A 15,824-nucleotide genomic window follows, 5' to 3' on the forward strand; every position below is an offset into this window, starting at 1 on the left:
GAAAGCAATATACTCTTGTCACTTGAGGGGAAGAGTGATTAAAAACAATAAAAACAGTACAAAAGCAATCTTGCTACTCATACTTACACAGATGTCTAAAGCGGTTTATACTCGAATTGGAAATGGCGCTACAGTTAACTTTGAAGACGTTGAATTAAATCTTTTAAGCCTCTTGGATTCAGGAGCACAAGAACGTCAGGTGAAATTATTGCAATATTTTTCAGTTAATCACAAAAATTCAACATATCTGGGGGACTGAATTGAAGATACTACTAATAATTTTAATAAGTTCATTACAAATGTTACTGATTGGGAACGATACGACGATTGCAGTAAATGAATTAACGAAAGAAGAAGCTGTTAGATTAACCATTGAAGGTGAGAATCAATTATCTTCAATCATTGTTTTCAGTCAGTTGGATCCCGCTAAAGCGATACATACTCGATGTGGAGGGATTGAGTCAAATGATCATTATTACTCTTATATTTGCGATGCAAAAACACTCACTGATATCACAAATAAACTAATACCATACTTCACTCAGAACTACATTGACGAAATTATACAACAATTTAATATACATAATTATAAGGAAGGTGTCGTTATTGAGTTATTTGATGGGGGATACACTACAAAATCAACTGATTCTATACAAGAAGTTACAATTCAACAGAGTGGAAATAAAGCAAAGGTCAAGCTTCATTATCACATAGATCTTGAAGCTGCCATTAAAGATGGATTTCCAATTCTTGATTTTGAACTAACAAGCCAAGGATGGAGAGTCGCATCAAATGGTTTGCTATTCTGGTGAAGAATGATGGGATTCAAGGTTTAGAAATTTAGATGATAGCAATGTACTGATATGCATTAGACCGGGAATCGCCGTAATCCGAGATCAATCATACGTTCCAGCGAAAGAAATTTAATCGGTTTGAATGGTTCTTCGACTACTAAGAGCGGATTCATGTTTTGTCCGTGGTTTTTAATGCGGAATATGATAGAGGTGAAATAAGACTCAACCAGAGGAGATTCTAGAGGAAAAATAGGAGTACAGTACATTTTCGAAGAAGGCACTACATACTCTTTAGGGAGGCTATTCTTAATGACGGATAAAATCTTTTGGGAATTAATAAGTAATTCGAGAAAACAAGGCGGAAAACAAGTAGAATGGTTAATCGTTGAGCTGTCAAAGAAGCCAGTAAATGAGATTATTGATTTCGAAATCGAGCTTGCAAATAAGCTGCAACAATCCTATACATCTTCATTGTGGGGAGCAGCTTTTGTATCATGGGAGGATGTTCCGATGATGGCTTTGATTACTTCAGAGGTTGGTTAATTGCGCAAGGAGAAGAAGTTTTTACTAAGGCAGTAAAGAATCCCGAATTTCTTGCAGCCTATTTAACCGACGAATACTTGGAAGAGGATGAGTTTGCTCCTCAGTTCGAAGAAATGCTATCCGTCGCTTCAAGTGCGTACATTTATCAAAAAACCGGTGAGTTTGAATATAACGACGAGATTAGTACAGAATTTTGGGATGAACTCGAAGCTCGGGGGCACGAATCTATGTCACCAGAAAGTGAAATGGATTGGGAAAAAGACGACCTTGAAGAAAGGTATCCGCGCTTATGGCAAAGATTTAGCGAGAATCCATTAACGTAATAAAAAGAAAGGGAGTTGTCCATGGAACTGAACGAACTCAATCAAAAATTAAAAGAAACAAGGGACGAATTACTTGGAATTCTTACTGCATTGAGTGAAGAGCAATTAAGCAAACGAAAAGAGCCAAACAGTTGGAACATTAGTCAGGTATGCCAACACTTAAGTAAGACAGAAGAATTATATGCCATCGCATTAAAGAAAGGATTACAGAGTGAAGAAGACTCATTTATAGAGAGAACACCACAATGGGATTTTTTAATAGATAGAAGTAATAAGATAGAAGCACCTGACATTGCTAAACCAGGTGATGAAATTTTTGAAGTCAAAGAAATAATCGAGCAGCTAACTCAATCAAGAGAGAGGTTATCCGAAGTATTAAACAGAGTAGAAGACCCATCACTGCTAAGCAGAAGACATTTTGTACACCCGGTTTTTAAAGAGATGTTATTAATTGAATGGGTTAGATCACTGTACTTGCATGAACAAAGACATCTTAGACAAATTATTGAAATTATAGAAGGAATGTAAGTAAGGCATCTGCTAAAAACATCAGCATCAGGAGGAACCGATGACCCATTATCCCATCGATATTGCGAACTTTCATGATACGATTCTTCAACTTCAAGGAATATCTGCGATCGAAAGCGGCGTCGAGAACCTGGAGCCCATCGATGCGGAGATGCTGCCGCTCTCCGCATGCGCTCATCTGCCTCATGCCGCGCTGCGGCGCACGGGAGGCGGACTGGCAAACGAGGTTCTTGTCCAGTTCGAGTTCGCCATTGACCCTACAAGAGAAGGCTTGCAGTCATTGGAATTCCTTGCATGGTTCGTCCGGGATTGCGCGCGGGAAGGCGCAAAAATTCAATTGCGCCCCTTTGCGCTTCCTCCGGAAACGTCCAATGGCAGACAATTGGGGACGACGTTGAAATTCCATATCGATCTGTTTGTCGACGGAATCGAGGATACATTAGAGCCCGCATTTGCTGCGATTCGTCAGCTCAACCAATCGCTCAAGCTGGCGGTGGAACTGTACAAAATCCCGGTCAAGTGAGCGCGCAGATCATTTGTCAGAAACAAAGGCTCAAAGGAAAGCGGGAAGTCATATGGGAATCGCTTATCAGTTAAAATGCGGGCATTGCGCGTACCGGCTATCTTCATAATGACTTGTACTTGAAGATTCTCGGATACCGATCAGTTCGAACTGTGTCATGACTGCCCCCGGTGCGCGGAGCCGCTGACGTCTGAACCGTTGGAAGAACTGTACCCGGAAGCAAGGTGCTGGCATGTCCGGAGTGCCGGAAAGAGAAGCTGGAGATTAGCCTTTCATGGATTGGGATTAGTCGGCTTGCCAGGAGCTATTCGAATAGCAATGTTCCCGATTATTTTGCAGCCGTTGAGCGCAAAGATTTTGATGCTTATCTCGATGACCTGAAGGGTCCTTACTTCGTGATGGAAGAGGAGACAGGCGCCATTGTCGCCTGCGGCGGGTACGCGGCTGAAGAGGAAGATCCTACGATTGCCGTGCTCTGTTGGGGAATGGTCCGTCGCGATCTTCACCGCTGCGGGTTCGGCCGACAGCTTCTGGCCGAGCGGTTGCGGCGAATTGCGGCGGAGCCGCAACTCCCGCGTGACGATCGAGACATCGCAATACAGCCGCGCTTTTTTCGAACGGTTCGGGTTCACTGCGGAAAGGGTCGTCCCGGACGGCTTCGCGCCGGGCTTGGGGAAGTTTTATGCCCGCTTAGCCTTATCCCTTGTTGCATGGAGCGGAACATTCCCCCGAACCGGCTTCTCCCATTTCCAGCTTGAGTTGTGCAATCCGCTTTTCGCCCCAATCGTACATCATCTGAATGATCGGCAGCAGGGTCATCCCCAGCTCGGTCATCGAGTATTCCACGCGCGGCGGCACTTCCGGGTACACTTCCCGGTGGACGATCCCGTCCTCCATCAGTTCTTTCAGTTGGCTCGTCAGCATTTTATGCGTAATTTTGGGGAACAGGCGCTGCAGCTCGCTGAAGCGATGCGGCCCTTCTACCCCGAGATGCCAGAGGATGACCACCTTCCACTTGCCGCTGAACATGGAGAGGGTCAGTTCCTTGGAACAGGTAAAATCGCCGTTTTTGAGCTTTTCCTTGATTTCTTTTCGAATGTCGGACATCGGGTAACCTTCACCTCTTTGTGATTCTAGCCAATAGTACCTTTTTCGTAACCATCGTACAAAAAAGTGCATTCTTTCCGCCCTTCGCGATACGGGCTATAATGGCGTTGAATGAACATCATTCTTCTTATATTGTAAAGGAGTGACGCGACAATGTCTAAAAAAGTGCTGATTCTTACTGGCGATGCGGTCGAAGCATTGGAAGCATACTATCCTTATTATCGTTGCCTGGAGGAAGGATTCGAAGCGACCATCGCTTCGCCGACGGATACGAAAGTGCTGCATACCGTCGTCCACGATTTTGAAGACTGGCAGACGTTTACGGAAAAGCGGGGCTACCAGTTGGAAGCCCATGCTTCGTTCGAGCAGATCGATCCTGAGCAATACGATGCCCTGATTATCCCGGGCGGACGGGCACCGGAGCATATTCGCCTGCATAAGGATTTCCCGCGGATTGTCCGCCATTTCTTCCAAAAGGATAAACCGGTCATGATCCTGTGCCATGCCAGCGTGGCGCTGACCGTGATCGCCGAAGAGATCAAAGGGCGGGAAATGACGGCCTACTTCGCTTGCCGTCCGGAAGTGGAAGCGGCAGGGGCGAAGTATGTGGAGACCCGGTTCCATGTGGATCGCAACCTGATCTCCGGCCATGCATGGAACGACTTGCCGCAGCTGATGAGAGAATTCGTGAAGCAGGTCAATGCTTTGGCTTAAGTAGAGAAAAATTGTTACTTTGTAATGATGACAAAGGATAAGAAAAAATGAAGTACTTATAAGTAATAAATCTTATTTTCCCGAAGGCAAAACCACTCTGTGTTTTGTCTTTTTTATGCGTATTCATATGGTAATATATAGGTGGTAGATTATTTTCCTTGCTGCTGAAGGGGTGAGATTGTGAGTACCGCAGCTACGAAACCAACGAGCTTGGGGGAGCTGATACAGCACCATCGGAAGAGGAAGGGAATGAGCCTGATTTTCAATCCATCTTGTCCATTGCTGTTGTATTAGGCATTCCCCATAGCGATATCGTAGAACAGTACATCCAGATTGAGTGAAACCGCCTGATGCAAGGAATAGTAACCCATTAATTTGCTCCAGGTATGCTGATTATTTACGGGTTAAGGGAGAATGCTACTTAGCATTAGGCGACTTTGAACAGTGTATTACTGATATGGTGGAAAGCGCCTCATGGTTTTCCAAAGTCAACGATTCAGCTAAAGAAAAGAATGCCTTAACACCGTGATGCGTATCCATTTAGAGCGCAGTGTTTCCCCGAAATTTACATTTGAAAAATTGAGTGCGTACTTTGCTCAAGAAATGGAGGGTTAAGTATGAAGAACTTGATTAAAAAACTATAGTCTAAATCCCTTCTTTACACAGTTGTCCTTCTAACAGCGGTTGCGGCATTCTCCGGTGACTCTGGAAGCATCCATCCTTGGTAAAGCACCTCAATGGTGCTTTTTTAATATTCAAAACATCCGTTCATATATCCACAAATTAGTTTATGCTATAATGGCTATCGCCTGCACTATTCTCCCGCTAACCCCGCAATCCTTCACTTTTCTCCGCCGGACGGGTTGCCTTCAACCGCATCCTCTTTATAGTATTATCAAAACGGTATCCGTTTGTTATAATGTCGGAACGAAGTTCAAGAATGAATGTTATCTATGGTTTTCTCAAAGTAAAGAGAGTTGGGATGAACGCCAGATGAAAATTTTGTTGGTGGAAGATGATAAAACGATCGCGTCCGGTCTTGAATATTCCCTGCAGCAGGAACACTTTTCTACTCTCCTGTGCCATGATGTGGCATCGGCCAAAAAGGTGATCGCCGATGAGCTGGATCAATTCGCGTTATGCTTGTTTGATTTATCCCTCCCCGATGGCAGCGGGTACGAATTGTGCAAGCTCGTGAAGGAGCGGAGAGATATACCGGTCATCTTTTTAACGGTGATTGATGATGAGGTTAATGTCGTGATGGGACTGGATATGGGAGCGGATGACTATATTACGAAGCCTTTTCGCGTTCGCGAGCTTCTGTCGCGAATCAAATCCGTCTTGCGGAGATACCATAAGCCTTCTCAGACCAGGTCGATTATCGAGATCGATCAGGTTCGCATTAATACGCTCGAGGGAAAGGTGTATAAACACGGCGCGGAAATTCCGCTGACGGCTTTAGAGTATCGCTTGCTGCTTATTTTCGGAAATCATGTTGGGCAGGTGCTGTCAAGAACTCAGCTGTTAGAGCAGATTTGGGATGTGGCAGGGGACTTTGTGAATGATAATACATTAACGGTGTATATCAAAAGGCTGCGGGAAAAGCTGGAGGATCAACCGCAGCGCCCGGCGCTGATTAAAACCGTCCGCGGTCTGGGCTACAAGGTTGGTGATTAGATGCTGCGGAACCGGGAGATTCAAATTTTGCTCCTAACGATGAGCTTCATCAGCTTGGCGGCGACCGTTGCGGCCGCTTGGATATCGCCAGTCGCTGCGGCGCTCGTGTTCGCTGCTTCCGCTTTGCTTATAGGCAGCAGCATCGCATTCACGCGGTGGAGATACCGCGAGATCGAAAAGCTGTCTTCCTATTTGCGCCAGATCAGCAGCGGCAATGATTCGCTTGATGTTCGCGATAATCAAGAAGGCGAGCTTAGCATTTTAAAGAACGATATTTATAAAGTGACACTCATGTTGTCCGAGCACCGCTCTCTTTTACAGCAAGATAAAATCCAACTGACCGATGCCATTTCTGATATCTCCCATCAGCTCAAAACGCCGCTTACTTCCATGACGGTGATGGCCGATTTGTTGCGCGATCCCGAGCTGCCTCAAGCGAAAAGAACGGAATTTACGCGCAATATCCGGATTCAGCTGGAACGAATCGATTGGCTGGTCACTTCCTTGCTCAAGCTCTCGAAAATTGAAGCAAAGACGGTTTCCTTTAAAAAAGATCGGGTACCGGTGAACATGCTCGTGCACAAGGCGTTAGAGCCCGTTCTCATTCCGATGGATATTAAAGATATATCCGTCTCGGTTCAGGGGGAAGAGACCGTTGCATTTATTGGCGATCTCCAGTGGACGGCCGAAGCGCTCATCAATATTTTAAAAAACTGTGTCGAGCATACGGAGGAAGGCGGAGCGATCGCCATTTCTTTTTCTGAAAATGCGTTATTTACGGAAATCATTATCGAGGATAACGGCAAAGGAATCCCGAAGGAAGATTTGCCCTATATTTTTAAACGGTTTTATAAAGGGAAGAATGCGAGCGAGGGCAGCATCGGCATTGGTCTGTCGATGGCGCACAGCATGATTACAAGCCAGAACGGCGTGATTGACGTAGCGAGCGGCAAGGACAAGGGGACACAGTTTCGGATAAAATTTTATAAACAGGTGATTTAAGCCCAGGTGACTAAACTGTCATTTTCCGAGTCACTGGAAAGTCATTTTAGACAGATAAAATGAGTTCCATCAGCAAATCTATGGAGGTTGTACCATGACCATTTTACAAATCGAACATCTGTCTAAAATTTACGGGAAGGGCGAGTCATCGGTTAAAGCGCTTGATGATGTTTCTTTTTCGGTCGAAAAAGGGGAGTTCGTCGCCATTATCGGCCCATCCGGATCCGGGAAATCGACGCTGCTGCATCTGTTAGGCGGTGTGGACCGGCCGACCAGCGGCAAAATCCTCGTTGATAATACGGACATGTATAGCTTGAATGAAACGCAGTTAGCGATTTTTCGACGCAGGCAAATCGGCTTGATCTATCAGTTCTACAATCTGATTCCCGTCCTGACGGTCGAAGAAAATATTACGCTGCCGCTCTTGCTTGATAAGCAGAAGGTGGATCGGAAGCAGCTTGACGATCTCGTCAACACATTAAGCCTGCAGCAGCGTCTGAACCACCTGCCGAATCAGTTATCCGGCGGACAGCAGCAAAGAGTCTCGATTGGCCGAGCGCTCATTGGCAATCCGGCGATTATGCTGGCGGATGAGCCCACCGGCAACCTGGACAGCAAGAATAGCAGCGAGATCATCGATTTACTGAAAATGTGCAACAAAACCTATCAACAGACGCTGATCGTGATTACCCATGATGAACGGATTGCTCTGCAAGCGGATAGGGTCATCTCGATTGAAGACGGACGGATCGCCAAGGATGAGGTGATTCGCCCATGAATATCGTCAATAGACTCACCGTCAGACATATGAAGCACAACAAGAAACGGACGCTGGTCACCATCATTGGCGTCGTGATTTCGGTGGCGATGGTGACGGCTGTGGCGACGCTTGCTTTTTCTTATTTGGATGTCATGAAAAGGCAAACCATCGCGGATGGAGGGGAATGGCATGTCCTATACAAGGATGTAAACAGAGAACAACTTGAAGCGATTAAAAATGATGATGCAACAAAAACCGTTGTGCTCATAAGAGATCGCGGCTACGCTCCTTTGGCGGGAGGTCAAAATCCAAGCAAGCCATATTTGTTCATCAAGGAGTATAATGCACAGGGTTTGGCGGAATTCCCGATTGAGTTGAGCAAAGGGCGTCTTCCGCGCACAGACAAGGAAGTCGTGATTTCCGAGGCCATCGCAACGAACGCAAAGGTCAACTGCGAGATCGGCGATCAGCTCGCGCTCCAGGTTGGCGAACGGTTCACGGAAGGCACGGATAAGCCGCTGAATCAATGGGAAGCATTGCGAGTGGAAAATGACAAGGTGACCGAGACCTTACAAAATGTCACGACAAGGGAATACACGATTGTCGGCATCATCAAGCGCCCTGACTGGGAACCGACGTGGGCGCCGGGATATACGGCGATTAGCTATGTGGATGAGAACCTCCTGGGGGCGAATGATCAAGTCAGTGCGGCGGTGGTCTTGCAGAAAGTCAATCGTTCCTTGTTCGCTCATGCGGAAGATTTGGCAAAGAACAATAACATCGAATCCGTCCAATATAATCACGAGTTGCTTCACTATTATGGCGTGGCCAAGAGCGAAGCTGCGCAAAACACGTTGTTTTCCTTATCGGCCATTATTTTGGCAGTCATTATGATCGGTTCGGTTTCGTTGATCTATCATGCGTTTGCGATTTCCGTCTCGGAGCGTTCCCGTCATTTAGGGATGCTTGCGAGCGTAGGGGCTACGAAGAGGCAGAAGAGAAATTCAGTGTTCTTTGAAGGTGTTATCATTGGGTTGATCAGTATTCCCACGGGAATGATATGCGGTCTTGCCGGGATGGGGATGACCTTGTGGTTCATCAATTCCATGCTTCAAGGCGCACTGGGGATTACGGAAAAATTAACGATCATCGTCACGCCGCTGTCGCTCTTGATTGCCTGCGCTGTTTCGATGCTGACGATTTTCATTTCAACGTATTTCCCAGCCATAAAAGCGTCTCAGATCTCCGCCATTGATGCGATTCGCCAAACCACCGATGTGAAGCTGGCGGGGAAAGCCGTGAGGACGCCGATGTTCATTCGCCGGCTGTTCGGAATCGAAGCAGAGATAGGGTTGAAAAACTTAAAGAGAAACAAGCGAAGATACAACGCGATTGTATTTTCACTCGCGATTAGTATCGTTTTGTTTCTTGTCGTCTCCTTTTTCACCGCCAGCTTGAAAGAATCATTGGTACTCTCCCAGGATGGCGTCAATTATGATCTTCAAGTGTCGTACGGCAATGAAAAAAGAATAGACGATCGGTTGCTTCAATCCATTGCATCCCTTGATGATGTAGAGGAATACACCGTCATTCACGAGTTATACGGGGAGGCTTGGTTAGAAGAAGCAGTAATCGCTGATCAATTGAAAGAGATGGTAAAGGAGGATCAAAGCAGGCTCAGGGATGGAAAATACCCTTACTTTATTCGGATAAATGCATTAAATGAGTCTAACCTGAAGGCTTATGCCAAAGCAGTTGGCGCAGATTACAAACAGCTAACGGACCCGACGCATGTAGCGGCGATTGTAATTGATACGATTCACTATAAAGATATGGAAACCGAAAAATACGTCGAAGCGAAGGCCATTTATAAGAAAGTCGGCCAAAGTATCGATGTCATTTCTACAGTTTTTGATAGGGACTCAGTAAAAGATATACTTGTAAACAAAGTGAAAATAGCGGCACTGACCGATCAATATCCGATGGGGATGGTTACAGAAGGGTTAGGCGGGTTAAATATTATCGTGTCAGAGCGAATCATGGATCAGTTGATGTACGATAACGGGAAGAATGAGAGCCACACCTACCTCTACCTGAAAAGCTCGGATCCAATGAAAACGCAGCAGAAAATTGAAGATATGAAAGAGGCGAATTTGGTTGTTCACAATCTGTACCAATATCGAAAACAGAACGAACAGAAGATTCTGTTGATATCCGTATTTTCTTACGGCTTTATCGCCTTAATTTCATTGATTTCGATTGCGAATATTTTTAATACGATCTCTACGAGCATCTCTTTGCGCAAGCGGGAATTTGCGATGCTGAAATCGGTTGGAATCACTTCAAGGGGCTTTAACAAAATGATGAACTATGAAAGCATCTTTTATGGAATCAAGTCGCTGTGTTACGGGCTTCCTAGCAGCTTCGCCGCGATGTTCTTGATCTGCAGAGCGATGACGAGCAAATTTAACTATGGATTTGTATTTCCATGGATGAGTGTGATGTATGTTATCGCTGCCGTATTTGTCATTGTTAGTTCAGCGATGCTCTATTCCAGCGCCAAAGTAAAAAAGGAGAACATTATTGATGCAATAAAGCAGGAAAGTATATAGGTGAGCGAGAATAGACCCCGTCATTGAGCCAGGGCCGTTTTGCTCACATATAAATCGAGCTGTTTGCGAAAAATGAGAAAACTACTAAAAACGGTAATGCGCTCCTTCCATAACACTTGCAATTCGTCTCCATTTGAGTCCATCCTTTCATATGCATGATGGATTCATTGAGACGGATTTCTATGCCTTGGGGTAGGTGTGATCGGCTTGACACTTATAGAAAAAAACTTTAATTTAAAAGTAGCTATTCCTGTAATGAATTAATTTGAGGTTTGAACAAAAGAGCGTCTCCTGTATGCTGGGTTCCGAATGATGCACATTCATTCCCTAATTAGAAGGAGGACGCTCAACATGAAGTATAAACAAAAAATGAAGATGAATCAACGTATTGAACAAATTACCGAATCCACTTTGGTGGTAGGTGCAGACATTGCAAAGAACTTGCATGTAGCTCGCGCCATAGATTTCCGAGGAATTGAGATCGGAAATGAATGTGTTTTTAGCAATAATAACACGGGATTTGAGGCTCTCTTGTTGTGGATGAAGGAACTGCAAGCAATGACAGGGAAAACGAAAGCAATCCTTGGTATTGAGCCTGCAGATCATTACTGGTTCACGCTGTCGGAGTTCTTACAGCAACATGGAATCAAGCTAGTTCTATTGAATCCGCATCATGTGAACAAAACCAAAGAATTAGAAGATAATTCACCAACGAAGAACGACTACAAAGATGCCAAGGTCATTGCAGATCTTGTCCGTAACGGGACGTACACGGAGCCCAAAATTCCAACAGGAATTTATGCAGATCTCCGCATCTTCATGAATGCACGGGAAAAAATAATGCGAGGGAGATCTCGGTTACGAGCCTTACTGTTTCGAGCCGTGATGCCGATGGTCGCTAAAAACCCTGAATTTAAGGCATTGCATCAATACTTTATAAAGCGAAGCAACAATCCACTCAAGAAAAAACAGTCCAGTGTAGCACTATGTGGGAAGTTAATTCGATTCTTGCAAACGCCTGGAACGAAAAGAAAGATCTATAATCCAATAGATGTGTTGGGACCGCATCGTCAGTCTAAGCTACAACCGGCAGCTTAAGTTTAAACGAATGTTCAATGACTCACTCAGACCTAAGAAAGATCTAAATGACAAGTGAAGCACGGAACAGCCGTAGATAAATTTTCATAAAGGCAATGACCCCGTAAAGGAGCGAGAAACGGCGTCCACCTCTTGGGAGACAGAACGAAGGAAGGTAAGGGCTAAGACCAGCGTCATGGGAGGGTAAGTCGTCAAGAGAATGGTGTGGATATCCAAAGTGCGATCATAGAATGCACCCATAGATTGGCAATTGATGTCGTTCTCTATTCCCGCCACCGCCTCATCCAGAAAAATATGTCATTGCTACATGAGTTCCCCAACTATCTTGAAAGAAGTTGTTTGAAATTCTAAGAATGAGTGAGAAAACAAGAGAAAACATTAATTTATAGTGGGAGTAAATAATATGGAGTCAATGGTCTATAAAAGAGTACAAGAGACAATATATTATGAAAAGCTCGCCAATGGTCTTGAAGTGTTCATACTTCCTAAGAAAGGATTTCATAAAACATTTGCCACATTCACAACAAAGTATGGTTCAGTAGATAATACATTTTCAACTCTAGAAAATAATTGTGCCACTCAAGTTCCAGATGGAATCGCACATTTTCTAGAACATAAAATGTTTAAAAGTGAGAAGGTTGATGTTTTTCATACATTTGCAAAACAAGGGGCTTTTGTTAATGCATTTACCAGCTTTACTCGCACGGCTTATACATTTTCAGCAACATCTAACATAAATAAAAATCTGATAACTCTGTTAGACTTTGTTCAAGAACCATATTTTACCGACGAAAACGTAGAAAAGGAGAAGGGAATCATTGAACAGGAAATAAAAATGTATCAGGATAGTCCCGACTGGCGTGCTCGATTTGGAATCTTAGAAAATATGTATAAGAGTCATCCAGTGAAAATTGATATTGCTGGAACGATAACTTCTATCAATCAAATCACGAAAGAGGATTTATTCACTTGCTATAATACGTTCTATCACCCTAATAATATGTTACTTTTTGTTATTGGGCCTGTAGTTCCTGAAGAAGTAATAAGGCTTATCCGAAGCAACCAGAACCAAAAAACATTTCGAGAACCAACAGAAATTCATCGAATATTCCCTGAAGAAGAAGCAAAAGTGAACAGAAGGTCACGTATTATGAAGATGCCAGTCGAAACACCTAAAGTGTTAATCGGATTTAAAGAATCTAACCCTAAAAGACAAGGTCAAGACATGCTTAAGTATGAGCTATCTCTAAATGTTTTACTAGAATTAATGTTTGGCAATAGCTCTGAAGCGTACGAAAAAATGTATAAAAATGGTTGTTTAGATGAGTCGTTTACTTTCGATTACACCAATGAACAGGGTTTTGGTTTTTCGGTAATTGGTGGAAACAGCCAAGAACCCGAAAAACTCATAAACATTGTGGATGAAACGATTGTTGATTTTAAGAAGAAATCAATAAAGAAAGAAGACGTACAACGTGTAATTAAGAAAGAGATGGGTAACTTCTTAAGAGCCATTAATTCGCCTCAATTTATCGCCAATCAATTTACACGTTATCGCTTTAATAAGATGGACCTATTTGACATTTTGCCAACACTTGAGAAGCTACTCGAAAAGGAGCTTGAAGAAGTACTACATCAACACTTCTCCGACATATCCAGAACAACATTAATTGTAAAAGGGGATTAAATTCCATTACTAACAAATTTTATATAACACAATATTAGAGAGTTCAGTACTCTATTGCTAAAAAATAAAAATATGGTATTAAATGAATCAATTTCATAATGCATAATTACAAAACTGTAGATTAACCGAATTAAAGTATTTCCTTTTTTGAAAATTATGCAGCTTGCTCTTGGAATTGACGATTTAAACGATCACATGCTAATTTTATACAATTGTAAACCAAAGTAACCAAGTTAAAATGAACCTTAGCTTTTTGACCCGTTCGGTGTCTCACATTGTTCAATTGGAAGAATTCCTTCAAGTAAGCATTCACTCTTTCGACTGCAGAACGTCTCTTAGCGATTTCTTTCCAATGCTTTGAGCCTCTGGCCGGGGCGGTATATTTTCTAAGATCAGTTGTTATCTTCATTTTATAGACTTTCTGGCAAAGTGAATCATGCGCCAATGGACAGCTTTCGCATTCTTTCGGTCGAACATATTTGAGTGTTCCATATTTTGAATCGTAGCTGTCATAACGATAAGAATGCTCCCTTACACAGGTTGGGGCGAAGTGTTCGTCAAATCCGTCGTGTTCTGGTTCTCGGCGACGGTTATACGCAATTACAGCATGTGCCTCTGCTTCTCGAACTTGCTTGTATATAGGTTCATAATCGTATCCAGCATCCATGGTTGCGTACTTGAAACTGAAATTCGGATGCTGTGAAGCAACCCCTTTTAGGAGTGGAATGGCCGCTTTACCGTCATTCAAGCTTCCGGAAGAGAGCAAGGCTCCGAGGATATACTGACTCTGCGTTCCAATGGCAAGATGACCTTTATAGCCATACCAAAAGACATTTTTTCCATCACTATTTTTCTTGACTCCCCACTGCGGATCAAGAGGCATTTGATCTCGCAAAACATGGAATGATTCATTTAATTGAGCGGCAATTTCTTTTTCGAAGATTGGTTTTTGTTCCTCTTCTTCTTGCTTTTGTTTGAGCCAAGCTTCACGTTCGGCTTTTGTTTTTCGCCCACGCTTTTTTGGCTCAGGTTTTTCCTTTTCTTGCTTCGCAGGTGCCTGATCCCGAGCTTCGATATGGGTCGCATCGATTGCAACCGTATCGTCTGTAATGAATCCTTCTGCCATGGCTTGTTCGAGTAACTGCTCTTGCATGTCCTCCAGTGCATGGCTTTGGCTCATCTTGCGCACCAACCGGGAATAGGAAGAGGCCGAAGGAATCGCTTCTGAAAGCATAAAGCCACAATCCATGCGGAATAAGATGTCATGTTGAAGTCTCTTTATTAAATCTTTAATCGTAGGAATACGTTCAACGATTCTAACAATCAAGGAATAGACCATCGCCCTATAATTCACTTCAATGGGGGCACCATAAAAAGATGTTTTCCTGACCAAACGCAAGATCGGAGTGATGTCGATTGTAGAAAAAATCTCACGAAAACGATCTTTTTGTTCCATCTCATAAAGCTCTTGCAGGGTAAATAAGCTCTCATGTCGAATATAGGGCATAGGGAGTTCGCCTCATCTCTTTGGGTATTGTGTGGATACTTTACTTATTCGAGATTTGGGGAGGTACTCCTTTTTCTGTACCTTAAAAACCCAGTCATAGCAAGACTTTCGATTTATGAAATTGATTCAAATAACTAAAAAATAATCAGAAAGCATTGACACAACAAACCTCCAAATGTTACTATAAATGCGTGATATTATTGTAATAGGTATAATTACCGTTTTTTTCTTACACCATACTTCTATACTACTACATTCGTACAGAAAAGTGGCTGAGTGTAGATTTTATCCCCTTTTGTATGCACATTACAAGCTTAAATCTAATCAGCAAGCTTTTTTGTGACAGCTAGTCATCTCCTATGTCAATCACAATACTCACATTCACTCCTGTCTCGATTACTAGATTTACCTTCCATAATAAACCATGTCAGTAGGTTTATAATAACCGAGATGGGACACACCATGTTACTTCCCTTATTCCAGACTAGGTAGTATTTACATTATAAAAATTACCAAAATAGAGATTTCTGAATATCGCCAATTCAACTCTTTTTTTGGCGTATACAAGAAGAAAATGTAAGGAAGTATTGCGAAAAATATACAAGTTTCCCCTTGACATCGTGGATATACATAGAGAAAGTGGATATGTATGGAAGTAAATATGCTTTATCATCAGTACATGAAACCAAATTCAGAATATTACGAAAAAATGAGCGCGATAGAAGAGGCATATGAAGTGAATGAGATTCCTGATACATATGCTGTTATTTCAGACATTGACTCCGTTTGGAAGCACTATCATGTTAAGGGATTAACACAACCAGAACAGGGATGGAAAATTCATGTAACTGCGACATTAGAAGATTCACAGGGTGTGCTAGAAAAAGTTGCTCGGTTATGCATAAGATAGAAAAATTGAGTTCAAGCATCTTAAGGATAGAAACAGTTT

The 15,824-nt window shown here is 43.2% G+C and carries 15 protein-coding genes and 1 pseudogene; 14 read left to right on the forward strand and 2 right to left on the reverse strand.

The genetic code is table 11. The annotated features are described in order from the left end of the window. Positions 1 to 34: 34 nt before the first annotated feature. The 6 genes and pseudogenes from L6439_RS11795 to L6439_RS29640 all read left to right on the forward strand — a co-directional run bounded on the left by L6439_RS11795 (position 35) and on the right by L6439_RS29640 (position 3,469). Positions 35 to 259, forward strand: a complete 225-nt coding sequence (locus tag L6439_RS11795) for a hypothetical protein (protein WP_213471518.1) — start codon at positions 35 to 37, stop codon at positions 257 to 259. 1 nt (position 260) lies between these two features. Continuing rightward, entirely contained in the window at positions 261 to 812 is a 552-nt protein-coding gene (locus L6439_RS11800) for a DL-endopeptidase inhibitor IseA family protein (RefSeq protein ID WP_213471519.1), read from the forward strand. Between the two features lie 291 nt (positions 813 to 1,103). Next, positions 1,104 to 1,660, forward strand: a pseudogene (locus tag L6439_RS11805) (DUF4240 domain-containing protein). A 21-nt stretch (positions 1,661 to 1,681) separates the two neighbouring features. Continuing rightward, positions 1,682 to 2,188 carry a DinB family protein gene (locus L6439_RS11810; protein ID WP_213471520.1) on the forward strand — a complete coding sequence of 169 codons (507 nt, stop codon included), beginning with the start codon at positions 1,682 to 1,684 and terminating at the stop codon, positions 2,186 to 2,188. Between the two features lie 40 nt (positions 2,189 to 2,228). Further along, on the forward strand, positions 2,229 to 2,711 hold the full coding sequence (locus tag L6439_RS11815; protein ID WP_213471521.1) for a hypothetical protein: 483 nt from the start codon (positions 2,229 to 2,231) through the stop codon (positions 2,709 to 2,711). A 224-nt stretch (positions 2,712 to 2,935) separates the two neighbouring features. After that, positions 2,936 to 3,469 (forward strand): GNAT family N-acetyltransferase, encoded by a 534-nt coding sequence (locus tag L6439_RS29640; RefSeq protein ID WP_369009964.1) that lies wholly within the window; start codon positions 2,936 to 2,938, stop codon positions 3,467 to 3,469. On the opposite strand, the gene L6439_RS11825 is transcribed toward L6439_RS29640, so the two are convergent. Then, entirely contained in the window at positions 3,408 to 3,818 is a 411-nt protein-coding gene (locus L6439_RS11825; protein WP_168177923.1) for a winged helix-turn-helix transcriptional regulator, read from the reverse strand. The two genes, L6439_RS29640 and L6439_RS11825, sit on opposite strands and share 62 nt — an antisense overlap. A 153-nt stretch (positions 3,819 to 3,971) precedes the next feature. Between L6439_RS11825 and L6439_RS11830 the strand changes: the two genes are divergently transcribed. The 7 genes from L6439_RS11830 (at position 3,972) to yfmH (ending at position 13,368) form a co-directional block, all read left to right on the forward strand. Further along, the gene (locus L6439_RS11830; protein WP_168177922.1) at positions 3,972 to 4,532 is read left to right on the forward strand and encodes a DJ-1/PfpI family protein; all 561 of its coding nucleotides are present in this window, start codon (positions 3,972 to 3,974) and stop codon (positions 4,530 to 4,532) included. A gap of 993 nt (positions 4,533 to 5,525) precedes the next feature. After that, positions 5,526 to 6,209, forward strand: coding sequence for a response regulator transcription factor (locus tag L6439_RS11835; RefSeq protein ID WP_213471530.1), 684 nt, complete (start codon positions 5,526 to 5,528; stop codon positions 6,207 to 6,209). Then, the gene (locus L6439_RS11840) at positions 6,210 to 7,211 is read left to right on the forward strand and encodes a sensor histidine kinase (RefSeq protein WP_213471523.1); all 1,002 of its coding nucleotides are present in this window, start codon (positions 6,210 to 6,212) and stop codon (positions 7,209 to 7,211) included. A 94-nt stretch (positions 7,212 to 7,305) separates the two neighbouring features. Next, positions 7,306 to 7,989: an ABC transporter ATP-binding protein gene (locus tag L6439_RS11845; RefSeq protein WP_213471524.1), complete on the forward strand. Its 684-nt coding sequence runs from the start codon at positions 7,306 to 7,308 to the stop codon at positions 7,987 to 7,989. Then, entirely contained in the window at positions 7,986 to 10,583 is a 2,598-nt protein-coding gene (locus L6439_RS11850) for an ABC transporter permease (RefSeq protein ID WP_213471525.1), read from the forward strand. The genes L6439_RS11845 and L6439_RS11850 overlap by 4 nt, the downstream gene beginning before the upstream one ends. A gap of 351 nt (positions 10,584 to 10,934) precedes the next feature. After that, the gene (locus L6439_RS11855; RefSeq protein ID WP_213471526.1) at positions 10,935 to 11,681 is read left to right on the forward strand and encodes an IS110 family transposase; all 747 of its coding nucleotides are present in this window, start codon (positions 10,935 to 10,937) and stop codon (positions 11,679 to 11,681) included. Positions 11,682 to 12,084: 403 nt separating this feature from the next. Further along, entirely contained in the window at positions 12,085 to 13,368 is a 1,284-nt protein-coding gene (yfmH, locus tag L6439_RS11860) for an EF-P 5-aminopentanol modification-associated protein YfmH (RefSeq protein ID WP_213471527.1), read from the forward strand. 154 nt (positions 13,369 to 13,522) lie between these two features. Here the strand turns inward: yfmH and L6439_RS11865 are convergent, their stop codons facing one another. Further along, the gene (locus L6439_RS11865; protein WP_213471782.1) at positions 13,523 to 14,875 is read right to left on the reverse strand and encodes a transposase; all 1,353 of its coding nucleotides are present in this window, start codon (positions 14,873 to 14,875) and stop codon (positions 13,523 to 13,525) included. Between the two features lie 649 nt (positions 14,876 to 15,524). Between L6439_RS11865 and L6439_RS11870 the strand changes: the two genes are divergently transcribed. Continuing rightward, entirely contained in the window at positions 15,525 to 15,785 is a 261-nt protein-coding gene (locus tag L6439_RS11870; protein ID WP_213471229.1) for a class III lanthionine synthetase LanKC N-terminal domain-containing protein, read from the forward strand. The last annotated feature ends 39 nt before the right edge of the window (positions 15,786 to 15,824 follow it).

The sequence above is a fragment of the Paenibacillus dendritiformis genome (assembly GCF_021654795.1).
Lineage (GTDB): Bacteria > Bacillota > Bacilli > Paenibacillales > Paenibacillaceae > Paenibacillus_B.